This window comes from Clostridium thermosuccinogenes (genome assembly GCF_002896855.1).
In the GTDB taxonomy this organism is placed as follows: domain Bacteria; phylum Bacillota; class Clostridia; order Acetivibrionales; family DSM-5807; genus Pseudoclostridium; species Pseudoclostridium thermosuccinogenes.
Window position 1 is genome coordinate 2412333 of sequence record NZ_CP021850.1, and the last position, 26691, is coordinate 2439023.

The 26691-nt window shown below is 40.9% G+C and carries 16 protein-coding genes, 1 tRNA gene, 1 pseudogene and 1 riboswitch; of the genes and pseudogenes, 3 read left to right on the forward strand and 15 right to left on the reverse strand.

All coding sequences use genetic code 11. From position 1 onward, the window contains the following. The first annotated feature begins 257 nt into the window (after nt 1-257). Nucleotides 258-1808: a multicopper oxidase family protein gene (locus CDO33_RS10520; RefSeq protein ID WP_103082871.1), complete on the forward strand. Its 1551-nt coding sequence runs from the start codon at nt 258-260 to the stop codon at nt 1806-1808. 355 nt (nt 1809-2163) lie between these two features. Here the strand turns inward: CDO33_RS10520 and CDO33_RS10525 are convergent. After that, nucleotides 2164-2239, reverse strand: a tRNA-Val gene (locus CDO33_RS10525). A gap of 278 nt (nt 2240-2517) precedes the next feature. Here CDO33_RS10525 and CDO33_RS10530 point away from each other — a divergent pair. Then, nucleotides 2518-3816: an IS30 family transposase gene (locus CDO33_RS10530; protein ID WP_103083328.1), complete on the forward strand. Its 1299-nt coding sequence runs from the start codon at nt 2518-2520 to the stop codon at nt 3814-3816. 577 nt (nt 3817-4393) lie between these two features. On the opposite strand, the gene CDO33_RS10535 is transcribed toward CDO33_RS10530, so the two are convergent. The 7 genes from CDO33_RS10535 to uvrB all read right to left on the reverse strand — a co-directional run bounded on the left by CDO33_RS10535 (nt 4394) and on the right by uvrB (nt 14723). Further along, a complete protein-coding gene (locus tag CDO33_RS10535) occupies nt 4394-5947 on the reverse strand; it encodes a sodium/proline symporter (protein ID WP_103081618.1) in 1554 nt (517 codons plus the stop codon). Between the two features lie 88 nt (nt 5948-6035). Next, entirely contained in the window at nt 6036-6803 is a 768-nt protein-coding gene (locus CDO33_RS10540) for a hypothetical protein (protein WP_103081617.1), read from the reverse strand. A gap of 378 nt (nt 6804-7181) precedes the next feature. Then, nucleotides 7182-8327 (reverse strand): hypothetical protein, encoded by a 1146-nt coding sequence (locus CDO33_RS10545; protein ID WP_103081616.1) that lies wholly within the window; start codon nt 8325-8327, stop codon nt 7182-7184. 206 nt (nt 8328-8533) lie between these two features. Then, entirely contained in the window at nt 8534-9172 is a 639-nt protein-coding gene (gene thiT, locus CDO33_RS10550; RefSeq protein WP_103081615.1) for an energy-coupled thiamine transporter ThiT, read from the reverse strand. Between the two features lie 75 nt (nt 9173-9247). Further along, a riboswitch (TPP riboswitch) is annotated at nt 9248-9350 on the reverse strand. A gap of 147 nt (nt 9351-9497) precedes the next feature. Then, entirely contained in the window at nt 9498-10268 is a 771-nt protein-coding gene (locus CDO33_RS10555) for a sugar phosphate isomerase/epimerase family protein (RefSeq protein ID WP_103081614.1), read from the reverse strand. Between the two features lie 147 nt (nt 10269-10415). Continuing rightward, a complete protein-coding gene (locus CDO33_RS10560) occupies nt 10416-12350 on the reverse strand; it encodes a type I glutamate--ammonia ligase (RefSeq protein ID WP_103081613.1) in 1935 nt (644 codons plus the stop codon). A gap of 393 nt (nt 12351-12743) precedes the next feature. Then, nucleotides 12744-14723, reverse strand: coding sequence for an excinuclease ABC subunit UvrB (uvrB, locus tag CDO33_RS10570; protein WP_103081611.1), 1980 nt, complete (start codon nt 14721-14723; stop codon nt 12744-12746). A gap of 605 nt (nt 14724-15328) precedes the next feature. On the opposite strand from uvrB, the gene CDO33_RS10575 reads away from it, so the two are divergent. Next, nucleotides 15329-16117: a putative ABC transporter permease gene (locus CDO33_RS10575; protein ID WP_103081610.1), complete on the forward strand. Its 789-nt coding sequence runs from the start codon at nt 15329-15331 to the stop codon at nt 16115-16117. Between the two features lies 1 nt (nt 16118). On the opposite strand, the gene CDO33_RS10580 is transcribed toward CDO33_RS10575, so the two are convergent. From CDO33_RS10580 to CDO33_RS10610, 7 genes and pseudogenes are all read right to left on the reverse strand, one after another. Beyond that, complete coding sequence (locus CDO33_RS10580; RefSeq protein ID WP_103081609.1) at nt 16119-17207, reverse strand: GerAB/ArcD/ProY family transporter; 1089 nt, start codon at nt 17205-17207, stop codon at nt 16119-16121. 248 nt (nt 17208-17455) lie between these two features. Then, nucleotides 17456-18619, reverse strand: a complete 1164-nt coding sequence (locus tag CDO33_RS10585; protein ID WP_103081608.1) for a Ger(x)C family spore germination protein — start codon at nt 18617-18619, stop codon at nt 17456-17458. Nucleotides 18620-18628: 9 nt separating this feature from the next. Then, nucleotides 18629-20025, reverse strand: a pseudogene (locus CDO33_RS10590) (spore germination protein). Between the two features lie 573 nt (nt 20026-20598). After that, a complete protein-coding gene (locus CDO33_RS10595) occupies nt 20599-22857 on the reverse strand; it encodes a glucosidase family protein (RefSeq protein WP_103081607.1) in 2259 nt (752 codons plus the stop codon). Nucleotides 22858-23057: 200 nt separating this feature from the next. Continuing rightward, nucleotides 23058-24620, reverse strand: coding sequence for an ABC transporter substrate-binding protein (locus CDO33_RS10600; protein WP_161496512.1), 1563 nt, complete (start codon nt 24618-24620; stop codon nt 23058-23060). Between the two features lie 143 nt (nt 24621-24763). Then, nucleotides 24764-25636, reverse strand: coding sequence for a carbohydrate ABC transporter permease (locus CDO33_RS10605; RefSeq protein WP_103081605.1), 873 nt, complete (start codon nt 25634-25636; stop codon nt 24764-24766). Between the two features lie 33 nt (nt 25637-25669). Beyond that, nucleotides 25670-26629: an ABC transporter permease gene (locus CDO33_RS10610; protein ID WP_103081604.1), complete on the reverse strand. Its 960-nt coding sequence runs from the start codon at nt 26627-26629 to the stop codon at nt 25670-25672. Nucleotides 26630-26691 lie beyond the last annotated feature (62 nt).

The following is a 26691-nucleotide window of genomic DNA, read 5'->3' on the forward strand; positions in this document are numbered from 1 at the left end:
GCTGGCAGCTGCTAATGAGCTTTCAGCTTCCTAAAATAATAAATAAAATATCTTATTAAAAGGCATAAGAGGGCTTTATTTTTTACCAGTGAAATGGCTGGTACGGAATGAAGCCCTCTGTTTTTTCTCCAGATTCCATTAATCGCAATAACTCTGATTTTCATAATTAAATTATAGTAACTATTTTTAGAAATTCCCATATATTGGCATTGTATAAATATTTAATTAGCGCTATTAACAAGAAAGAAGATCTCTTTATGGAATTGTCCAAATTTGTCGACAAACTTCCCATTCCCAAAAAGCTTTGCCCAAAGTACAAAGGCCATGGCTGGAGCTATTATGAAATACGAATGAAAGAGTTTAAGCAAAAGCTTCACAGAGATTTGGGAGAAACTACTCTATGGGGTTATGAAGGGTGCTATCCAGGACCGACCATAGAAGTAAGAAAACGTGAAAAAGTGCTGATAAAATGGATCAATGAGCTGCCGGACAAACATATTCTTCCCGTAGATAAAACATTACATGGAGCTGAGCATGATGTACCAGAAGTAAGAACTGTTGTCCACCTTCATGGGGCCAACGTAGAGCCTGATAGTGATGGCCATCCGGAAGCTTGGTTTACAAGAGATTTCAAAGTACGGGGACCGAAGTTTGCGACCAAGATTTATGAGTACACCAACGATCAGCCTGCAACTGCCCTGTGGTACCATGACCATGCGCTGGGAATCACCAGGCTCAACGTGTATGCAGGACTGGCAGGAATGTATATAATCAGGGACAAGTATAAAGACAAGCTGAATCTTCCCAGTGGAGAATATGAAATACCTCTGGTTATACAGGATAAGATGTTCAAGGAAAACGGAGAGCTGTATTATCCCGAACAGCCTGACAATCCACCGCCCGGGCTGCCAAACCCCTCCGTTCTGCCTGCATTTACCGGGGATGTAATATTGGTAAACGGTATGGTATGGCCCTACCATGAGGTCGAACCCAGAAAGTATAGATTCAGAGTTGTGAATGCTTCCAATACCAGATTTTATAATTTAAAGCTGTCCCAGGAAGGAGATGCAACAGCACCTCCTTGGTATCAGATAGGAAGCGATGGAGGTCTGTTTGACATTCCTGTGCCTATGATATCGCTTATCCTTGCTCCCGCCGAAAGAGCTGACTTGATTGTTGACTTTACAGATTTTGCAGGCAAAAAGATCCAAATGCTCAATGATGCCGTAGCTTCGGACGACCCAACTCACAGTATTATGGAATTCAGAGTAACCAAGAAGCTTAAAGGAGAGGATAAAAGCTATCTTCCGTCCCACCTTTGTCATGTAAGGCGTATTCCTGAATACAAGGCATGTAAAGTCAGGGATTTAAGCTTTGGAGCCGTTAATGATCCCAATTATCCTCGCCCGCTTTTTTTGCTGGACAATAAAATGTGGTCTGATCCTATTTCTGAAACACCAGAGCTGGGATCTGTGGAAATATGGCGCTTAATAAACCCAGGACAGTTTCCACACCCCTTGCATATACACCTTGTTCAGTTTCAGATACTTGACAGACAGCCTTTTGATGTTGAGAGATACAATGCAACTCAGGGAAAAGAGCTTGTGTTTACCGGTGGAAGAGTCTTACCCGACTTGAATGAAAGAGGGTGGAAAGACACAGTCAGGGCTGAAGCAGGATTTGTTACAAGGATAATTAGCAGGTTCATAGATTTCAGCGGCCAGTATGTATGGCACTGTCATATCCTGGAGCACGAGGATCATGAAATGATGCGTCCGTTTTTGGTAAAGGAACCCGAAAAACATTAAGAACCATCAAGCCAAAAGCGGTGCAGCTTGGCATTAAGCATCCCTTGCGGAGTTTATGCTGTGGGTTCCACAGGCAATTTCATTGCCCTATGAATCATCAACGCCGAAGTTTGGAGACAACTTCGGCCGTTACTTATTAAGAATGCTATTACTTTTATCATTCATAGGATTAGTCTTTATGCAAAATCGGGAAACACAAAATGCACCAATGAAAATCATTCCAATAAAGATTCACTTTATCTGTATTCTTGAGAAAGAAATCAAAAAACTTTATATCATGCTCTTTTCCCTCTGCTGGATGGTAAAAAAGATAAAACCGCAACTTTGATACCATCATCAAAATTGCGGTTTTATATGGTGGGCAATGAGGGGCTCGAACCCCCGACTTTCACCACGTCAAGATGACACTCTACCAGCTGAGTTAATTGCCCTTGCTTGATATATTATACATGCTTTTTTGAGAAATATCAATATGTAATTTCAAAGTTTATTAATATCCACGCAATTTATATAAATTGTTTAATTGAAAAAGTTATTTCCACCCCAAATTCATAGACAGTGGAATTTAGTTTTGCAAATCGCTAGAAATGAGAAAGGTGGAAGTTACTTTTGCAAAGATCACACTGTTCCTATTTTCTTGTGAAAGCTGGAATATTGTCTCTCAAAAAGCTATGATATATATGGTGGTGCCTCTGAAGGGGGTACATATATGCGTGGCTTTAAACATTTGAGTCAGGAAGAAAGAAATATAATTGAACAAAGGTTAATCAGCAGGAAATCATTCAAAAGCATAGCACGCGAGCTTGGAAAGGACCCAACCACGATATCCAAGGAAGTGAAGAACCATATCCAATTTAGGAAAACCGGCTGTTATGGAAGAGTGTTCAATGATTGTAAACATCGTATTGGTTGCCCTGTTAAGCATCTTTGCGGCAGTTTGCGTTGTAGCCGTTATTGTCGCGCTTGCAAGTCTCGCATGTGTTCATCACTATGTCATGAGTATCAACAGGAAATTTGTCCCAAGCTTTCGAAGCCGCCCTATGTTTGTAATGGTTGTGAAGACAAACAGTCTTGTACATTAGAGAAGAGGATTTATTCTGCAACACATGCACAAAGAGAATACGAGACAGTACGCTCTGAGTGCCGTCAGGGTTTACAAATCACTGAAGAAGAAGCGATAAGATTGGATTCCATTATTAGCCCGCTGCTAATTAAAGGCCAGTCACTCCACCATATATGCATTAACCATGCTGATGAAATCATGCTCGATGAACGCACACTCTACAACTATGTGGACAAGGGTATCTTTACAGCAAAAAATATCGATATGCCAAGAGTTGTACGTATGGGCAGACGTAAAAAGGGAAAAGACCAGTTCAAAGTGGATAAAAAATGCCGAATAGGCCGAACTTATCAAGACTTTCTTAAATTTATGCAAGAGCATCCGGACCTTCCCGTAGTGGAAATGGACACGGTAATAGGAAGAATAGGCGGCAAAGTCCTGCTGACACTGCATTTTACTGTCCCACAGCTCATGCTCGCATTCATTAGAGATGCTAATACCTCCCAATCTGTCATTGATATCTTTGATCAGCTTTACCTGGAACTAGGCCCGGATACCTTCCGCAAATTGTTCCCGGTATTACTTTGTGACAACGGCAGTGAGTTCTCGAATCCGTCCGCTATTGAATTCGATTCACATGGGCAACGCAGAACCTGTGTATTCTACTGTAATCCGCTGGCTCCTTACCAGAAAGGCGCAGCAGAAAACAACCATGCTTTGATTAGACGCATTATCCCAAAGGGTACTTCTCTTGATGAGTTTACTCAGCGGGACATAACTCTTATGATGAACCATATCAACTCGTACAGTCGACTGAATCTCGGGGATAAAACCCCTTATTGGGCTTTTGGATTGCTCTACGGGGAAGAAATATTAAGAAGGATGAATGTAGAACTCATCCCGACAGATAATGTCACCCTGCATTCATCCCTTCTTAAGAAATAAATATTAAATAACCAGAGGCACCACCAGCCACAACTCTATAAGCATTTACAAACAGGGTGGAAATTACTCTTGCAAAAAGTTAGTTAATCTTCACACCTCTAGTTTGATATACCCAAAAAAGGGCTGGCCTTGTTCCTCTACCTCATATTTTAACCTATTATTGACTGAAAAGCATTAAAAATTTGCCTAAATAAACTAATCCAAAACCCGCTGAATTACTATTTTTCTCAATGATAACAGCATCCATGGAATTTACTTTTGCAAAGTGGAAATTACCTTTTCAATTGACCATTTATATAAATTATTTCAGCACAAGGACCACGTCTTTGAATGCCCTTTGAGAAAAACTCAAACTTAGAATTCAACTCAAACACTTTGACAGTCAGAAAATACTATTCTCCTTTACCACGAAACTTTCAAGGCATAGTCCGGAATCATCAATATAACAAGATATTAAAAATACTAAAAAGGGATACGGAGATGATAACTCGATCTCCATACCCTAGGCTAATTCAAACATGTTTTGAATGCTACACTCCCGTGCCCGAAACCGGAATAACATAATGGCAGCCTAACTTTAGCATGCCTTTGCCTGCTCAAACTCCTCCTGTATTTCCTTGGACGGTTCTCCACTTATATAAGAAACTAAGAAAATAACAATTGAGGAGAATATGAAAGCCGGCAGTAATTCATAGATACCAAAAATTCCACCCATGGGACTTAAAACCAGCTTCCAGAGGAATACCATTCCAGCTCCGGCCAGCATACCTGCAATTGCACCCGCTCTGGTTGTCCTCTTCCAGAACAGTGAGAAAAGCATTATAGGTCCAAAGGTGGCTCCGAAGCCAGCCCATGCAAAGGCAACCACCGTAAATATGACACTGTTTTCATCCAGGGCGATTATTATCCCAACCAAAGTTATTATGAGTAGTATAATCCTCGATACTATCATAACCTGCTTATCAGTTGCATCCTTTTTTATGACTCCCTGAAAGATATTCTTGGAAACAGCAGAAGCTGCTATAAGCAAATAGGAATCCGATGAACTGATGGTTGCTGCCAGAATTCCTGCCATTACAACTCCTGCAATCAAGGAAGGCAGCAGGTTTGTTGACATAAGTATGAATATATTTTCCGACAAGCTTTTGGTAAGCAGGGCATCAGGATATAGTGCTCTACCTATTATTCCTATTGCTACAGCAGCAAAAAGGGATATAAAGCACCATGCTGTTGCAATCTTTCTGGATTTTCCGAGATCGCCGGAATTTTTAATTGCCATGAACCTCAATAATACCTGGGGAACACCAAAATATCCCAATCCCCAGGACATGGTAGATATAATTGTTAAAAATCCATAGTTTCCGGCTTCTCCGAACAGAGGCCGGCCTGCTTCACCTATCTGCTGTACTCCATCGACAAGCTTAGGTTGTGCAATTCCAAACAGTTCAAAAAACCCCGGAATCTGCTTGGAATTTTCTATAACAGCCGAAATACCTCCGGCATTCCAGATACCAGTTAAAAGTACGGTTACCAGTGCAAAAATCATAACCACGGCCTGCATAAAATCCGATGCGCTCTCCGCCAGAAAACCACCTAAAACCGTATAAATAACAACAAACAACGCACCTGCTATCATCATATATTGGTATTTTATATCTAACAATGTGCTGAAAAGCTTTCCCACCGTAACAAAACAGCTGGACGCATAAACTGTAAAAAACACCAAAATAAAAAGAGCTGAGAGCGTCATAATGATCTTTCTGTTTTCCTTGAAACGGTTGCTGAAAAAGTCAGGAATAGTAATTGAATCCCCTGCAATTGCCGAATAATTGCGAAGCCTTTTGGCCACAACCAACCAATTAACATATGTGCCTATTCCCAAGCCTATCGCTGTCCATGCCGCATCACTCAAACCACACCAGTATGCAACCCCGGGAAGCCCCATCAAGAGCCAACCGCTCATATCCGATGCTTCTGCGCTCATAGCCGTGATCCACGGCCCTAATGACCTGCCACCTAAAAAATAATTCTCGCTGCTTTCATTGGCCCGTTTTGAATAATATATTCCAATGCCAATCACCAGTGCCATATACAAGCACATGGCTACAAAAATCTGCATGCTTTCGCTCATAATCTACCCCCTGAAGCAATAACTATAAAGTTTTTTGTATAATTATACTACAGGGGCAGACCTATTACAAAAGTTATTTCATATTTTTCTAAAATTCATCATCTTTCAGCTTTTTTTCTATTTCAAAGGCACCGTATTCCAAATCATAATATAATAGAGCAATAAGCTTCTCATTCATCATATTGAAAAGGGACAGCATAAAATATATGACAAAGGAATAAATGAGTGCGCTCCCTGAAGTGACAAACACTCCAAGAATCATCATTGATATAAAAATCAAAACAACAGTGAATATCAGAGTTAAAACAAAAATCCTCCACTTATACCCGCTTGTCACTTTCCTGCTCGCCTTGAAAGAGGCTATTATCCCGTAATTTCTATCTACGATGTAGCATGTATTGAACTGGTACATTATGTAAATTACTAAAATCGGAATAGCCAGATAAAATAATCCGCTCAGTGTCAAAATAACGATCAATACTGTAGTAAACAATGTATAAACAACAGAAGCGGCTAATATTCTCAATGATCTTTTAAGCACCAGATCCACACAGCTCTTTAATGAATACACTTCCCCTTTCATCTCTTTTATGCAGGCAGCAAGATATACACTGAGTGCCAATTTTGTAATAATATTCATTAAAATATAAAGGGGTATGGTGCTAGGGGTTATTTTATCTGCAATATCCGAACCATCCGTCGGACCTTGCAGGAATATTCCCAACAGGTTGGCAAACAAAACAATTGAAAAAACTATCGGTGCCAAGCGATCGTCCTTCAGATCAAAAAACTTAAGCGCTTTTGGAAAATACGCTCTGAATCCTCTTAGTTTTCCAGTGCCATGATTAGATACCATTTAGTTCCTCCACATAAAAAATTTTATAATATTACTTTATCACGTTCAGTTCCATATGTGAAGTATTTTCAATCCTGTTGCCTGTTAAAATGCCCTGTTCAAAGTAAAAAGCCTGATTCCATAATAGATGCTGGGGTGGTTAAAAATTGCTCAGCATTTCCTTCATGCGATGTCAAAGACTTAACTCAGATGAGAATGTAAACATAAATGAAATAGCAACCCATCCCTCGTTTACTCATTAAAATAAAACCAGCGAGTAGTCTCACGACCATTCGCTGGAGAGATATATCGATATTTTATTTTACTTGAAGCCCACCCCAACTATTGACATAGAGCATTTTACTCTTTACCCTATTCCTCTGCTTTGAAAAGATGGGGTTATATTTTATTTTTCAGCAATTTTCTAGCGGATGGCAGAATATTTGTAGCACTCACAACATAGTGGTTAAGCTTTTGGTAACTGCCATTAATGCATTCAAATATTCCCATGTTTTCAAAATATGTAATAATATCCTCCAGTGTAGTTCTAGCCAAATCCGGATAATAATCATATAGCGCATCAATAAACCAACTGGTGGGTGTTGCCCAGTAAGCACCGTTTTGATATTCTCCCTGTTTAACAGGTAAAAGCAGCTTTTCCCAACAGGTTCCCGGGGCTGTGTGCCGCAGTTGTCCAAACTGTACCAACCCCTCGTAATTCGCCGCAAGATAGTCTGCAATACTGGCTTTAAGCTTCTCAGGCATCGGGAAACCTATCGAAACCGCATAACAGCTACCCCAAACGTCTGTCTGCTTACAATCGACTGTAGCTGCATTAAACATTCCATCGTCATTTTTAAACATGTCAACCAGTACATTTTCTATCTTTTTAGCAGCCTTGACTGACACATCCGAAGGAAGATTAAACTTGCTCTGCCATTTAGCCATAATTCTGTATGCACGCCAGAGGAGAAGCGATTCTTTCATAAGCGAACCGGTCTTTTGTATGCAGTCTGTAAAACCATAAGGGGAATGCGGACATTGTGGATCATTCCAAATCAAACCGTTTTCATCCTTGGGAAGAGAATCAAGAGCGGTCATAATTACTTTTTCCCATTTGACAAACAATTCCTTTGCACCCTCAGGCTCCATCCGGTTTAATGCACAATCCATGGCAATGACAATAAACGAGTTATTATCAAGATTTTCCATACCTTGAGGCATGTCACCGGCGGCATATGCTGTGGTGCCGTTGGCATAAACGCGGTCCGGAAGCCAGCAATCACCTTCACGTGCATGTTCCAGCAGATATTCGTTACATGCCAGAATATCTTCAAGCGGGATATATTCTCCCGCATACTCAATCATGTAAGTATAATCCCGTGTCCACAATGCGTTGTAATTCTTTAAACCATCCGGGGTGTATAGGGTAATGCCAGTTGTTGAAAGGATTTTGCACCCTTCAATTTCCTGCTTGGCCCATCGTTCAACTAAAGCAAGAGCTTTCTCAGGCTGATCTCTATATGCATACTTTAACCTATCCAAAATTACTCCCCCAAAAGCTTATTAAAAAATGCCCACAGGCTCACTGCAAATTGCGGTAGTTTCCTCAATGCTTAAGTGATTTTACGTTTTTATTTAGATTTTCAATGATAAAAACGTCTTTTCATATTATATCACAGTTAAAGCGCTGGCGCATCAAATCAGCTTAAATATATTATTTATCAGCTTAAGCCCAATTTCCCTCAATATTAAGCTGTCGCTTCTTTCCTTATTCGGTTTATGGCAGCCTTTAAGCTCGGTATAAGCAGTAATCCAATGCAAATCAGTGTATCCGGAAGCATATATGACAAATTATATGTCAGAGAATAAAGCCATACACTCTGGCCTTCCGGAGCAAACTCTCCAAAGAAAATTACTCCGGTGAGAAAGTGACTAATAAATCTTGCTGTTCCTCCCACAGCGGCTCCCAGGTAAATGTTCCTTTTAAACAGGCCTGCCAAACCCAACACAGCAAATGCTATCGGATAATCCAGCAGCATCTGCGCCCAATGAACTACATAGGCACCCTGAACCAGCTGAAGTATACCATAAACCAGTCCGGCGAGAATACCAGCTCTGGGGCCATATATGTATGAAAAAACAAAGATTGGAAGCATACTGGCTATGGTAATAGTTCCACCTGTCGGCAACTCAAAGAGCTTTATGTAAGAAAGAAGAAATGCGGCCGCTACTGCTACGGCTCCATACGCCAGCGTTTTCGTGTTATATGCCGTTCTTTTGCTGATTACAACAAGTATTATCGCAAGGGCTGCGAGAGTAACAATTGTTGCAATGGACTTTGCATTGAGAAGTTCTAAAATCTCTTCCTGAATAACAATTTTGAACATAAACTTTTCACTCCTTTAAATATTTTTTACTGAAACTAAAAATCGCTTACCCCATAGGTAAGCGACAAAATTCAAAAAAAAACAGTTCAGCTTCCCTACGGTGGTACTAACCACATCAGGTTCAAAGGGTTAAGATGCATGCATCTTTCTCAGCCTTGCGGCACCCCTAGCGAAATTATTTAGTTTTCGTATAGATTATACTATCATCTTATTCTCTTGTAAAGCATATTGAGGGAATAAGCAAATACCATTAACAATTTTTAAGCCTTATAACACGATTCGATTGATCCGAACAGGTTACGGTACAACAGGCTATTTCATTTGTCTATTGCAAACCCATCTTTTTCAGGTTTTCTAAGCTGATGGCCAGGCTTTCAAAAGGATCCCTCTGGCATACATCCTGCTCCACAATGTACCATTTGATTCCGATTTCCCTGCAGGCATCAAGAATTGCAGGCCAGTTCAGGTTTCCCTCGCCAACTTCGGCCATTATCCTTCCCTTCTTAATATCCATTACCATGTCCTTCAAGTGAACTATATCCATTCGGCCTTTCATCTTTCTGATCCAGGCTGCAGGATCAGAACCACCGCTCTGTACCCAGTAAGTATCTATTTCTGCATTGAAAGCGCTTTTATCGCTCTCTTCGAAGATTATATCCAGCCCAATTTTGCCGTCAAATTTTATAAACTCAAAATCATGATTGTGATATACAAAGGATAAACCTGCTTCCTGAAGCTTTTTTGCTATTACAGAAGCCTCTTTTGCAAACCGGATAAATCCTTCCTTTGAAGAGCGGTATTCTTCCGGCATCGAACCCAATCCAACATACTTGCAGTTCCAAAGCTTGTGATCTGCTATGACACCTTCGATATCATCCTTCAAGCGTTGATAACCTATGTGGGTTGCACATATCTCCAGTCCATTGTCATCGGCGATTTTTTTCAGCTGATCAGGAGCAATCGGACCCATTCCTGACACCTGTACAGCTTCATAGCCTATTTCTTTTACCTTTTTAAAGGTTTTAGCTATATCTTCAGGGGTTCTGCAAAAATCCCTTAAAGTATACAACTGGGCTGCTATATTTGACTTTGCCATTGTTACATTCCTCCTGAACCTAAATTACTTACTTTTACTTTATCGCATATTAAACCCCTGTTCATTGCTTTTATTGCTTCAAATATAGCTTTTGTTGACAAGATTAAGGCTATACCCGCCAATTCTCAATTTTTCCTGCTTGCGACGCTATGGCTCAATATCCAGTATGTTTCTCTTATACTCCGTATACAGCTTTTTAAGCTCTCGTATCTTCTCAGCCATCTCCAACTGCAACCGGGACACTTCATCATAATTTCCAGCATCCATGTTCTTCCTTATCTCAGCGAACAAGGAATCCTCCCTCAGAGAGCTCTTCATAAGGTAATGCCTGAGATTATTTATCCTGGTCCAGATTTCTTCATCATAATCATTAAATTCTCTGCCTTTATGAAGCTTTACGCAGCTTCTTACCAGCTCGGCATTTTCGTTTATTATTCGCTCACACAGTTCCATCGTCCACTGGATTCTGGCAGCCTTGACATAAGACTCCAGTATGTCTTTTTCAAACACTCCTCCTTGCTCCAATACGGCAGCTTTATCTGCGTATTTTTGCAGATTGCAGAGGTTTTCCCACACTGTAGCGGGAGGCACCCCAAACAGCCTGTTCCTCTCCTCCTCAGTATAGTGTTCGAATACATCCTCTTCACTTCTGTAGGCTCTATCGGTTTCAAGATAATCGCTGTGTTCTCCCGGCTCTTTGGTAAATTCCTTTTCCAGCTCTTTAGACGTTTTGCCTGAGGATACCGCGTATCTGATCCCATCCAGCATGGCCTGGTAAATTGCCGCCAATGCCAGATATGTATTGGTATGAGGATTAGGCGACCTAACCTCAAATCTCAGCGACATGGGATTGGAATTATCTTTAACAAGCCCTACCAAAACCGTCCTGTTTCTGGAGGGAGTTTCAGCGTTCTTGCCTATGGAGGCAACAATACATATTGGAGCTTCAAACCCTGGCTTCAAACGGTTTAGAGCGTCATTGCTGGAGGCTATGAACGGATTTACCGCTTCATAATTCTTCAACAGACCCATCAAAGCTCCCCATCCAACGGTATTGAGAAAATCCTTCCTCATGTCCCTGGGAGCAAACAGATTTACCATTTTGCCATTTTTCAGCTTTGCCGTCACATTGACATGGGTATGCTCCCCGCTTCCTGCCACACCTTCTATGGGCTTGGCCATGAAGGTGACTTCCAGTCCGTGCCTTCGGAAGGTTTCCTTTATCAAAATCCTGGCAATGAGCTCATTATCTGCAGCCTGCAGAGCCAAAGCATACTTCCAGTCAATCTCCAACTGCTCCATGATGTGGTTGAGCCTGCCCTCACCACCGATTTGCGCCTTAACCCCACCTACTTCCTTATGGCCCATTTCCGGTTCCAGTCCGTATCTTTCCATCAAAAGCAGGGACTTTTCCAAAGCGGTCCGTACTGTGCCCTTTGTCCTTTTCCAATACTGCTCCTGGAGCATCTGGGATGCTGACAATTCTTCGTATTCAGCCCTATCCCCGGGAGTCTTAACCCAAAACTCCAGTTCTGTGGCCGATGTAAGCCGTATTTCCTGTATATCATCAATATTTATGCCGAGTTCTTCGGCAGTTTTCGGATTGCTTTTTAGGATTTTGAGAATTTCACTGCTGAAATAATCCACCGATTTTTGCAGAATGGACCTGGAATCTACCCTTCTGCCGTTATGTACAAGAAAAGAAGGAATCCTCAAAGTGCCTACCGGCTTTTTAGTTTCAAAATCAATATGTTCATAATTATAATCCACAAACCATTTAACTGAAATGTCGGCTACAAGGTCAACCTTTCCGTCGTTCAGGGTGGCAATACCTGGCAGCACCACGCTGGAACCGTCGGTCTGCACTCCCCCGTTTAAAAATTCATCAATATCATCAATAAAATTCTTGACCGGGATTTTTTCATCGGTATCATTTCCTCTAAGGTCTACTCCCACAAAGGAAACAAATTTAATTTCCGGATGCGCTCCTATGAGAGAAATTATATCCTCCTTAGAGTGCTTTTCCGGCGGTATTATATATAGTAATTCCGATTCATTAAACTCTTCCATAACGTTGCTCATATTCATCCTCCCAAAATATTATTAAGTATCCATATTCATAAAAAAGCTCAGAATTCACGATATATCAAATTCTATATTGCATAGCAGTTTTTATTGAAACTATCGGTAAATCCTGTGATTTTAATTATGACCTTTTTCCTAGCCTTACATGGTTATCCTTGCCTGATATCAAGCCCTGCGGGCTGATTGAATATCTTTCTTGTATAAATTCCAATGACCGCGGAATTATACAGGAAGCACCAGATTTTACCATAACCTGGCCTAAAATAAAATATAAAAAATTATACCATAAAAATAAAAAAAGAAACAAATATAAATTAATATTTGCTTCTTTTAACTGGACATTTTAATTTTCAAGTTTAGTAAAAACTACAGAAACAATAAAATAAAACACTACAGAATTTTCTGCTTCAGCTCCAAAATCCTGTCCCTCAACTGCGCTGCTTTTTCAAACTGCAAATCCGCTGCAGCATTTTTCATTTCTTTGGTCAGCCTGTCAATAGCCTTCTGAATATCTTCCATGCTCATATCTTCTACAGTGTCCTGAACTGTATAAGTTTCGGCTTCCTCGGACACCTTCGTCGCTTCAATCTTATCCCTGATGCCTTTTGTCACAGATTTTGGCACAATACCGTGCTCCTCATTATACTTCATCTGTATTGTTCTTCTTCTGTTGGTTTCGCTTATTGCCCTTCTCATGGAATCGGTTATCTCATCGGCGTACATTATCACCTTGCCTTCAACATTCCTCGCAGCCCTTCCTATTGTCTGTATAAGAGAGGTCTCGGAGCGCAGAAAGCCTTCCTTGTCGGCATCCAGTATCGCCACCAGGGATACCTCCGGCAGGTCCAGACCCTCTCTCAGAAGGTTTATTCCCACCAGAACATCAAAAACCCCCAGCCTTAAATCTCTTATGATTTCAACCCTTTCCAAGGTATCTATATCAGAATGAAGGTACTTGACTTTAAAATCCAGCTCCTTCAAATAGTCGGTCAGATCCTCAGCCATTCGCTTGGTAAGGGTAGTAACCAGCACCCTTTCATTTTTGGCAATTCTTTCGTTAATTTCACCGATCAGATCATCAATCTGACCCTTGACCGGTTTTACAACCACCTCAGGATCCACCAGTCCCGTCGGCCTGATTATCTGCTCCACTATCTGCGTAGAATGCTTCCGTTCGTATTCCGCCGGAGTAGCGCTTACATATATGACCTGGTTAACCCTTTCCTCAAATTCCGAAAATTTCAAAGGCCGGTTGTCAAAAGCCGAAGGCAGCCTGAATCCGAAATCCACCAGAGACTGCTTCCTCGATCTGTCCCCGTTATACATGGCACCTATCTGAGGTACGCTGACATGGGATTCGTCGATTATTAAAAGATAATCCTCAGGGAAATAGTCAATAAGTGTATAAGGCGGGCTTCCCGGAGTTCTTCCGCTGATATGCCGGGAGTAGTTTTCTATGCCCTGACAGAAGCCTACCTCCTGCATCATTTCCAGATCATACCGCGTCCTTTGCTCAAGCCTCTGAGCTTCCAGCAGCTTACCCTGGCTCTTTAGCTCCCGGAGCCTTTCTTCCAGTTCCTGCTCTATAGTTTTTACAGCATGTTCCATTTTTTCTCTTGTGGTAGCATAGTGGGATGCGGGAAAAATCGCCACATGGGATCTTAAACCGATTATCTCCCCTGTCAGGGAATCAACCTCAGTGATCCTCTCTATTTCATCACCAAAGAATTCTATGCGCAGCACCTTTTCGGAGGAGCCGGCTGGAAATACTTCCAGCACATCTCCCCTTACCCTGAACTTGCCTCGTTTGAAATCTATCTCATTTCTTTCATATTGAATCTCCACCAGCTTGCGTATTACTTCATCCCTGTCCTTTATCATTCCCGGCCGGAGAGACACCATAAGGTTTTTATAATCTTCAGGATCACCCAGGCCATAAATGCAGGATACGCTGGCAACAATAATGACATCCCTTCTTTCAAAAAGCGCTGCTGTCGCCGAATGCCTCAGCTTGTCTATCTCATCATTGATAGAAGCATCCTTCTCAATATATGTGTCGGTGGATGGTATATATGCTTCAGGCTGATAATAGTCATAGTAGCTTACAAAATATTCAACAGCATTGTTAGGAAAGAACTCCTTGAATTCACTGTACAGCTGTGCTGCCAGGGTCTTGTTATGGGCAATCACCAGGGTCGGCTTTTGAACCCTTTCTATGACATTGGCCATGGTAAAAGTTTTACCGGAACCGGTAACCCCCAGCAGAGTCTGATGCTTATAGCCCATATTCAAGCCGTGGACAAGCTTGTCTATAGCTTGCGGCTGGTCTCCGCAAGGTTTGTAATCAGAAACAATTTTAAACTCAGGCATTGCTGATCTCCTTACTTTACTTAATTTGACCGGCTATGCAGGCACAGACGGTTTAGTCATCTTTTTCTTTATACCTTTCATTACATTTGCTCACTAATATATTATAGCATTATATATGCAATAATCAAACATATGTTTTGTTAATTTATGTATGATATCACCATCTATCGTTGCGTAATTTCACAATAATCTCATGGAAACCTTCATTTGCACAAAATCATTTGATAATATGTTCAGTTCCTATGATACTCCATGTATAATTAAAGGATCTTTTCAGGATTGACTTGGAAGAGATTTTTACTGTATATTTTTAAACGCATAAACGCTACATAAATGCTGCTTTCAAATTTTTTACAGTAATTTTTTTAAAAAACAATATATATATTAGCAAAAGATGGAACTTTCCACCATTTACCAGAGGAATTCCCTTCGCTACGTCGAAATTATTAGTATTACGGCATTAATGCCACACCTGTAGCAGCACATGGTGCGGCCGTTTGCCTGGTGTGCAATGGGTTGTTTTTGTTATGCTTTGTCCTCAGGACTTAAATTTGGTTTTTGTTATATAAGGTGTTGCAAACTAATGTGTGTGTAATGGAGGCTGTATGTTTGATTTGACTGTATTAGGCTATGATCTTTACCACCTTTTTTTTTACTTTACCATTTATGCCTTTATCGGGTGGTGCATGGAAACCGCCTATGTATCTTACCTGGATAAAAGATTCGTCAACAGAGGCTTTTTAAACGGTCCCTTCTGCCCTATTTACGGATTTGGGGTTATCCTTATCATATCAGTATTAAGGCCTGTAAAAGATAACCTTGTATTGCTTTTTCTGGGTTCCTTTGTGTTTACCTCTCTGCTGGAGTATTTTACTGCCTTCATCCTGGAAAAAGCATTCAATAGTACCTGGTGGGACTACAGCGACAAGCCTTTCAATATTCGCGGCAGGATTTGTTTGTCCAACTCAACACTTTGGGCTGTCTTATCAACAATTATCGTAAGGTATGTACAGCCTTATACAACCCGGTTGGTGGATCAAATTCCTCATAATGTCGGTATTACCACGCTTTATATATTGTTAATTTATTTCATCATTGACTTGATTTTTTCCGTGATATCAGTCATAGGATTAAATATCAGATTAAAAAAGCTGTATATGCTGTCCATGGAACTGCAGGCAAAGTTGGAATATGTGAAAAGTGCCACCATTGGAAAAATAGCTGAACTGGAAAACATGCTGCAGGAACTTAAGAACAGATACAATAATCTCCTCAACAGGAACAAGCTTTCTCAGATTAGAATTTTGAAAGCTTTTCCCAGATTGAAGTCCTTAAAATTCAACAATGTTCTGAATGATTTAAAGGAGAACATAAAAAAATACAGCAGGTTTTGATTCAAGCTTTTTTACTTCTCCTGATCTTTATTTCACTGCCAATAAGTATTATTATGGGAAGAAGGACTTGAAACGGAAGTGCATAAATGTTGTATACACGATAATTCCAATCTATCATTGCCGTTATGCTTATATAGTTGACATAGGCTACTTCTGCCATCAGCAAAGCAACAGGTGTGACTATAACTCTATAACTTTCAATTTTCAGCACTTTTGCCAGGCCTTTACAGGCAGCCAGCAAACACACACATACTTTAACAAATCCTGCGATCATGAATGAAATAGCCACTGATCCTTCTACCCTTTGGATGAAGCCGCCGACATTAACCGTCCTTATGGATGAATATGTTGAGAAGTATAGGATTGACATGAATTTTTCCCCTAGAACAAGGATATTCATCAGAGCAACAATGGTAAGAATTACCCCTCCTACCAGCATTCCCGTAAGAAGAATTCTGTAGGGAGAGCTTTTATCTTTAAGAGCTCCAAATACCATTGTAAATATCACTGTCTCGGCGAAAGGAAATGCAAATCCTGAAATCGCACCTTTTATTACCGGCTTTGGTCCATTATACATTATGGGCAGGATGTTGTTTATCTCCATATTTGGTATACTGAGCAAAACAAGAGCTATAATAAAAAAGATAACGAGATGAGTAAAGAATTCCGACCACTTCCCAAGAAGCTCAATACCGTCCTTTACCGCCCATATGCACAGCAGCATGAAAACTATTACGATAAACAATTCCGGAGTCTCGGGAAGAGCAATGACATTTATAAATTCGCTGAAGTTTCGGACGACCAGTGAGCCCAGGTGGAAGGCATACCATATATATAGGATGGATATTACACCTCCAAAAAACCGTCCGAAAACCATCTGCAAAATTTCAAAGAGATTTTTTCCCGGAAAGTTTGACAGAATCCTGGAATAAGCCAGCAATGCAGGAACTGCCATAATGATGGACAGCAGAGCCGCAATCCAGGAATCCCGCTTTGCTTCTTCTGCAATCCCCAGCAGCAGATTGCTTCCCAAAACAAAAAGTATTGTCATCATAATTCCTTGTTTATTGGTTATCAATTCCTTTTCCATATAACTCTCCGGCTTTCCTGTTAGTATCTAGGCAATTAATCGCCTGTCAGCATCAAAACTATATTTTTGATCGCTTTGCTGGGGCTGGGGAGCCTTACATCAAGGCCGATTAAAACTGCCACAACAAATGATGCTGCAAGCCCAATGAGATAAATCCAAAAGTCCTTTCTACGGCTTTTTTTATCATAGGCAGCAATTCAAAAACCACAATAAAAGCATATAACAATACGACAAAAACAAGCATGATATCACCTTTTTATATTCTCTATAGGTTCTCGCATAAGAGCGGTGTTTCTGATTTGCACATTGGATTTCACACTAACCTTCAAATCCTTAAATCTTTCATCCCACTCAGACCCAATTTGCTTCCAAACTTTCGGCATTTTTGCTTTAATTGCTCTTCCGAATCCGAATATATCACTTCCGTATTCCTTTTGGACTTTCTTTATGGTCTTTTCACATCGACTTTCTATTTGCTTTTCTATGCTTTCTTTTAAAGCCAAATGTTCCTTTTCTGTTGAAACTTTTATATCGCCCATCATTTCTCCGATGCTAAGGTTTGTGTCAATCTTTACTTCTATCATGACCTCACCGTTAACATACCGGGGAATAATCTTTACATTATTTTTGAATATCTCCAAAGTCAATTTTTTTGTCTCTTTTTCACTTTGAATAGTCTGAGCAAAAACTCCTCCGTTTATCTCATCTTTGATGAGAAGTGTATTTTTGGTATCTTCTTCATTAAGGTAACCTATGGCTTTATCATCTTTAAAGACGACACTCCCTTTGATGTTAGGTATGTGCTCTCCATTGTTTTCTATAGAGCTTACTACCGGGATTATCGGTTCCATCCCCTCCTCGTAGATATCCACAATGAAACTCTTTATTGTGGCAGTAGGAAATTCCGGAATCGTATTTTTAATAGTTTTCAGCTCTGCAAGGAAGTATGAAACATTTTCAGAAGGCACATCTTTAGCTTGAAATACTTCTTTTGCCATCTTCTTATCGGATATATAGATAAACATGCTGAACCTTGTTTCCTGGTCCCGGGAAATAAAATCAATAATGGGCAGTATTCCCTCATCGGCAATTGAACGGCTGATGATGACTGTCTTGGCATGGCTCCAGTATAAACGCTCACTGGTCTGTTTCGCCAAGTCCCTTATCGCATCAAATATGGTATCCGCTTCGGTGGAGAGAATTCTGGTAGTCGTTTCAACATCCTGCCCTCCCGGCTGGATATCCAGAACTTCCACCGTGACCACATATTTTCCGGTCCCATCATCCTTATCAATGGCAGCACCGGTTACCAGGGTAAGCTTATCTATCTCACGATAATTCCAGCATCCCGCATTCATTACCATTAATACGAATACTATCAACAGGAAAGATATGCCCCTTATAAACCTCATATCTAACCTTCACCTGCCACCCTTCGATCTACGCAAAGGATTCCGGGGGCTCAGAAGCTGCGGGCGGAAATACATAAACCATAATGGCGCTCTGACCACAGTGTCTTTTACATCCTCCGGTCTTAGAGATCCCAGCCTTAACATATAGGGTATCCCAAAGGAACGCATACTAAAAAGGTAATGAACAGGCCCATAACTCCAAACGTGTAACCATACAACCCCAGAACAGCCGACAAGAATAGCAATATAAATCTTAGGGAAATAATAGGACCTTTTATTTTTGGAGTTATCAGGCCTGTTATTCCCGTAAGAGCTGTCACGATAATTATAGGCGAGCTGACAAACCTTGCCTCTACTGCTGCCTGTCCCAAAACCAATGCACCAACGATGTTGACTGTCTGTCCGATGGATTCAGGCATCCTGGTTCCTGCCTCCCTCAGCAACTCAAATATTAAAATCATAACCACCGCTTCAACTATTGTAGGAAACGGCACACCACGCCTGGAGGCTGAAATACTGAACAGCAGCTCTTCCGGTATCATTTCCTGCTGATATGTGGTAAGGCCGACATAAAACGCTGGTGTGCTAATGGTAATGTATGCCGCTATTATTCTGAGCAATCGGTTAATCGAAGAAAATATGTAATTTTGATAATAATCTTCATTTACCTGAAAATATTCAATGAATAAAAAGGGCAGAGTCAGCGCAGAAGGTGAACCATCGACTATTACGGCAAATCTGCCTTCTAACAGCTTTGCTGCCACAACATCCGGACGTTCGGTGTTACCAATGGTTTTAAAGGGAGACAGAGGTTCATCCTTTATTAATTCCTGTATGTAGTTTGAGTCCAGAACTCCGTCAATATCAATCTTATCCAGCCTTTCGACCAGCTCCGTGAGTATCTTTTCCGACGCCATACCTTCTATATAGCATATGCACACCTTTGTTTTGGAGTACTGACCCAGTCGTTTGAAAAGGAATTTCAGCTTAGTCGTTTGCAGCCTACGCCGGATCATGGTAAGATTTACCAGGATGGATTCGGTAAAACCTTCCCTCGGCCCTCTCAAAACCTTTTCAGAAGTAGGCTCTTCAATGGCTCTTTTCTCCCAGCCTTTGGTATCTAATAGTAATACATCGCCGGAGCCATCTATTACAAAGGCTGTATCCCCATAAAGTATGGCACTTATTATCTCATCCACAACATCTGTCTTTTTTACGTTTACAGATGCCACCACTTTATTCATCAGTTGCTCCACATCAGGAGCATTTTTTTTATGACTTTCGGCATCATAATCCAAAATCGGTTTTATTATGCTTTCGCTTAAGGTTTGGGTATCTACCATCCCATCGATATAAACAAAACAGCCTTTGCTGCCGGAGCAAGGTATATCCAGATACCTTGTCACCAGAGTGTCATCATTCCGGAAGATATCGCGAAACAGCTTTATATTATCCTCAAGAGATAACGATAGACTGTACTCATTCAAATGCTCCTTGTTATCCGTCTTTCTGCTTCCCGAAGCTTTATTATTCTTTTTCAACCTGACAACACCTCATGGAATTTCTTCTCTTTAGTTGTTGCCATATTTAAGATATTTATGCACTCATACACGTATTAAAGCAAAAGATGAGATATTTGAAAAGCGCAAACATATGAAAATAATGGAATTGGATATGTATTCTAAAAATTGGATGCTTGCTTGGAAAGCTATGCTATAAATATATAACAATCTTCCAAATAATAACGGATTTGCACATAGGAAAATCTCAGAAACTTTTATCGGTTAGTTCGTCGGATATAATTTTAAAAACCAATAATGTGCTGTATGACCTTAAATCAATCATTAGAAAATACAGAAGATTTTAAGCTTCGGAGTATAAAGTGGCAAGACTTTCCGAAACCACTTATACTCCGATGCCAATCCTTATCGATGTCCATTGCACAAAATCCCTGTTCATTGACCCAATTAAAACTATTTTTATTTAACCAATTCGATGACGGTTGTCCCTGCTCCGAAACGTATATGACCTTCATGAGCCAGCCCGTTGACCTTTATCTCCCTATAGCTTCCTGCGGGAATAAAATCAATATCAAGAGTTCCTGTGGAAGTGACAGAGTAAATCTCTCTATCCTTTTGCCTGCTGAAGGTAAAGTCTATCCGGGCAGAGCCAACCCTGATGTTTGTAAGTGACATTTTGCTCCATGCATCCGGTACGCAGGGTTCAATAGTCAGCTTGTTATTGTGAGCAGCAGGACAAATTCCTGCAAAGCATTCCACCACCGGTACCATCATGGCATATACCGTCCATGCTTGTGTGAAGCAACCGTAATCAGGCGACATCTCACTTATTGAGCCAGGCAGTACCATTGAAAATGTACTGCACATCCTTTTAAGCAGTTCAAGAGAATGGTTGACACACTTGTATCTGCCTTCTGCAACAGCCTGCACTCCTGTTGATATTGTCATAATATGCTTGTGCATAAAACCGGATAAATAAACTCCGTATTTGCCAACAAAATCTTCGCTGCGCATTGTTTTCAACGCAATCAGCGCTTTGTCCGTGTCTGCTATCCTTGTTTCCATGGGTATATTAATTACCCAGTTCTTGTTTATAATGAACGGAAGCTCCTCATCAGCAGGCAAGGTGCTCAGCTGCTCCTTCAAATTGTCCAGATATGCCTTATATTCCTCTGTGATGGTGATATTATGAGACTCTTTTGATCTTTTCAGCAGTATGTCAATTCTCTCTATAATCTGCCTGGGAGTCCCGACAGCATCAACAAACAGTCCTTCCTTTTCGTCCCAGAGTCGGGTATTGATTATCTTTTTGAGTTTATGTGCAGTTTCCAAATAATATTTGTTTTCCTTTCCAAGAGCTTTTGACATCTCATAAATACAGAAAAGCGCCTGGCATGTGTACACGGCAGTATCAATCAACTCGACATTCATTCCCTCAATCTCGATTATTCCATAACCGGACGGCAGCAAATCCCTGTCTTCATCCATCTCATTCAAAAGCCAGTCAATGCCCTTTACACAATAGTCATATACATCTTTAACCAAATCCACATCTCCGGTCCATCTCCAATAATTATAGACAGCGGTGATAAAATGACCGGTTTCCTGGCTGTTTCCGGGGTTTGGAATCATGCCGTTGGTGGTAATCTCGTGTACAATCCTGCCGTTTCCGTTTATTTTCTCGCTGTAGTTCTTAAGCAGCATGATTGTCTGCTTTGCCAGTTCGAATTCTCCCAATGCGAGCAATCCCTGTATTGAATATGAGTTGTCACAGCCAAACCACCAAGGGTATTCAGGTATCCCGGCAGTAAGGCCGCGCCCGTATTTACCGCAATCCGCCACCAACCAGTCGGTGTTATACTTAATCCACTCAAAAACCTGATCGAAATCCTCTTCATCGGTTTTTAGATCCGTACGGCTTTTGATTGCCTGGTAACGTCGGATTTTATTCTCCAGCAAAGCTTTTTCGTCTTTTTTAAGCCTGTGGAAATCCTCCAATGCATCGTTTTTGTCAATATAAGAGCCGACAAGATAGAACGTGATGGTCTGCTCCCCGTGGGGAGCCAGCTCTATCGTTTTGGTAATACTTGCACAAACGCCCTTTCCTACTGTTTCACAGTGTCCTATATGCTCCTTGGTAATGGTCACACAGCCTGCATCTATATTGAAATTGCAGCCCATCAGTCCGTACCAGTCATGTCCCTGGTCCTTGGCAACTATAACCTGGTTTGCCTCATCAAAACAAGCACTGTCTTCAAAATCCAGAATTCCATTTTCTTTTGAAAACCAGACGGGCAAAAGATCAAATCGCGTGATGAATTTCAATTCCAGCCTTTTTTTCTCCTTTGTTGCATTTTCAAATATGTATTTTATAGCCAGCCCTTTAACCTCATCAGGGGAAAATTGAAACCTTTTTATATTTACTCCACAAGGCAAGTTATATCTGAATATATTGCCGTAAGGAAGTGTTTCATATTCATCGGCTTTGTAAAATTGTCCGTCAATGCTCAGCCAGAATGCATCGGCTATTTTTATAGGATGGACCCATATGCCACCCATCTCGTCCTCCAGATGATGACCAAAATCCCGGAATAATCCATCCTGCCAGCCGATTGCTTTGCATTTCTCGCCTGCTGTTACATAAAGACTTCCGGTTACTCCGCTTTTATTGCTGCCTTTTTTTTCAGACAAGTTTTCCCTTTTAACAAGTGATTTCATTTATGCTATCTCCTCATTTGCATGCTTATTTTCGTGTTTTTCTAATACAATTGATCATATCAATTTGACTCATTGCTTCTTCCGATGGTGCAAGGCATATTTGCTGAGTCAGCAGTAATAAAAGGTTTTACATCTTAAAGGCTTTCAAAAAGACAGGATGCATCTGACAGACGCATCCTGCCAATATCATAGGTAATTAATTATTTGGCTGCTATATAAGCATTGATCTGCTTTTGAGTTTCCTCAATGATATCCTGCAAACCAGCCGCATTCATCTTCTTCATTATTTCATCTCTCACTTCGTTGATATCCGTAACTCCTATAGCCAGATTCAATGAATATTCATTCATTACCGCGGTTACCTGGCTGACCTGTGCTTTAATCTTGCTCTGGTCCAATGTAAAGCCCACGAAAGGAGTAACTACCGATTTGCTGTCCCAGGTTTTCAGCTTTTCGATATCTTCCTTGGGATATTTGGAAGAAAAACGAGCAAGATTTATATCATTCCACATCCAGACATTTGTGGTGTATACTTTTTCTTTAGGAATATCACTTATGTCAACTGCACCGTCAACCAGCTTATAGTTCTCCCCTTCAACACCATACGACCAAAGATCATAGTTTTCCTGGCTTTTCTTAATCCAGTTTATCAAAGCAACCGCTTCATTTACATGCTTGCTTGTGCTCGGAACAGCCAGCATGTTGTCTCCTGCCAGGTAAATATGTCGGGTCTTAGGTTCCAGCAATACAGTTTCAACAACCGCTCCGGGAACATTAGCCGTTATGGTGTCAATTCTCTCGGAAGCTCTCATTATGTTGGCCGCTACGCAAGCAACCTTGCCGTAATCAAAACCAACATCCCCATTTTCAACTTTAGAAGTGTCGGAATTCAGCCAGCCTTTTTCTTTCCATTCTTTACGCTTTGTAGTAATCTGGGTAAAGGCCTCTGAATCCCAGAAAGATTTCACTGTGTATGTCTCATCGGTGGGATCAATATAAATCGGATTAATACCTCCGTCACCTATAGGGAAGAAGTAGTCGGCGTAAACCGGAAAGAGAGGCTGCCAGTTTGTATCCATAATAGGATACATGTCAGGTTCGTTTTCCTTAATGGCTGCAAAATAAGCTTCCAAATCTTCTATTGTTTTGATTTCAGGAATACCATATTTCTCACGCAGATCTCCACGTATATTGAATACGTTATTAAATGCTGTCATTGGTATCGATCTCGGTAAAGCATACTGCTTGCCGCCTACGGAACCACCCTTTAGCACGTGCTCAGGGGTATTCGCCAGCAGATCCGCACCGTAAGCCTTTAAAGCATCGTCAATTGGCTGGTAAACCTTTTTGGAAACCAAGTCAGAAAGAGTACTGCTATGCGCCCAGGCAATGTCATATTCAGCTCCGCCTGCGATGTCAAGCGCCAGCTTGTTCCAATAGTCGTCGATATACTTGATGCTTACATTGACATTAAGACCATCGGCTTTCAGTTTTTCATTGATTGCTTTCAGCACGCTTTCCGCTGCTTTGGATTCCTGTCCTGGAAATACGGCGGTAAGGTTCACAGGTGCTTTCTCACCTTTATCTGCATCTTTCTTTGTGCTTGCTGCAGCGTCTGCTTTTGTATCTGCTTTTGCATCCGTACTTACTGCTGCATCTGTTGATTTGTCAGATTCGTTTGACTTCTTGCCGCATCCTGCAAGCATTGTCAATGTCATCGCCATGATGAGCAGAAATGACACAACGACTTTAAACCTTTTCATTTTCATTATCTCCTTTCTTTCAACAGCATGATTTGGTAAGTTTTTATACCGCTGTTGTAAGTATAAAAACTTTTTCTCTGCAGAGATTAAAAGGTTTTTATAACATTAACCCAATTTTCATTAGGTTAAAGCCAAAAAGCAGATTATCCCTTTACGGCTCCGATCATAATACCCTTTACAAAGTAGCGTTGTATAAGCGGATAAAGCAATATGATGGGGCCGATTGTTACAAATAATGTTGCGATCTGATATGTTTGTGCAGGAAACTCAAATCCGCCAATATAACCGTTTTTCCGTATGAACTCCATCATGGACTCAATTCGGAAAAGCATGTATTGGAGCGGGAATAAATTGCGCTCATCGATAAACCAAAGTGCCAGCGACCAGTCGTTCCAGTATGCCAATCCGACAAAAAGCGCGACAGTGGCGATAATCGGCTTTGACAACGGTAAGACAACCTGAAAAAAGGTCCTCATGACACCGCATCCATCTATATCAGCCGATTCGATAAGCGAAGCCGGTATTGTCTTAAAGTAATTCCTCATCAAAAATATATTGAACGAAGACACCAGCATAGGAAGGATTAAAGCCATGATGGTATTCTGCAAATGCAACAGCTGGGTGCACACCATGTACCATGGCAGCAAACCGGCGTTAAAAACCATTGGGATATAAAAATACATTGAAATAGCATTTCTGTATCTCACACGATTCAAAGACATGGCATATCCGGCCATTCCGCAAATTAGCAGCGACAGCAATGTTCCCACTGTTGTAACAAATATGGAAACACCATAGGCATAATAGATAGAGCTGTCCTCAAAAATGGTTTTATACGCCAGCAGTGAAAATTCCTCAGGAATCAGTTGATATCCGTTGTCTATAACACTTTTTTCACTGCTCAGTGAAACCATGAATGTCAAAACAAAGGGATATGTACATATAAAAGCATATATAGCGAGTATCAAATGTATTAAAAAGTGTGCAGCTCTTTCGCCAAAAGATCGTTTTTGCATTATTAACCCCCTCCTTGCTGATTCGTCGTGGTGCTAAAACAGAGCATAATCCTCGTTGTACTTTTTTACCAGATAGTTGGAACCGAACACCAGTATAAAACCTACAACAGATTGGTACAAACCCACAGCCGCAGTCGGTCCGAAATCTGCTGCCTGTTTGATAGCCCGGAATACATAGGTATCAATTACGTCGGTATGCTTGAACAGCAATCCGTTGTCGCCAACTATTGAGTAAATTGTTCCGAAGTCACCCCGCAGCATACCCCCTATGCTAAGCAGCATCATCGTTATAATCGTAGGCAGGAGCAAAGGTAAAAGAATTGTTTTTATCTGCTTCCAGCGTGTTGCACCGTCAAGAGCTGCTGCTTCAAACAATTGTTCGTCTATTCCGGTAATTCCAGCAAGATAAATGATAGAATTATAGCCTGCCACTTGCCAGATATGAGTCCCTATAATAATCCAGCCCCACGGCTCCGCTGTCTGGGACCAGATAACCGGTTGACCGCCGAACAACTTGATTACCTGGTTTGCAATTCCATATTGGTCCGAAAACACTATATCGGTCACAAGCTTTCCTATGATGACTGCTGAAAAGAAGTATGGCAGAAACATCGCGTTTTGATAGATTTTTTTCAGAAGCTTGGTTCTAACTTCATTTAACATTATCGCAAAAGATACACTAAACAGTGTTGTCCAGAACAAATAATTGATATTGATAAAAAGAGTGTTGAAGGTTGTTCGTAAAGCATAGGTGCTTGTAAAGTAAAACTTAAAGTTATTTAATCCTACAAAAGGACTTTTAAATTTATCAACAAAATTAAAGTCCTGAAAGGCCACGATTAATCCAGGATAGGGCAAATATGCAAAAATGAAAAGTATTGAAGCTGCCGGCAAAATCATCAAATAGTAAGGCCAATTCCGCTTCATTTCTTTTAAGAAAGCATGCTTCTGTTTACCGCTTTGCAGGCTTGCAGCTGTTTTTGAAGATTTCATTCCGATCACCTTTTCTCCGACAATTATTTATAATTTTACATTTGACAGTCGCCGTTGTTGGA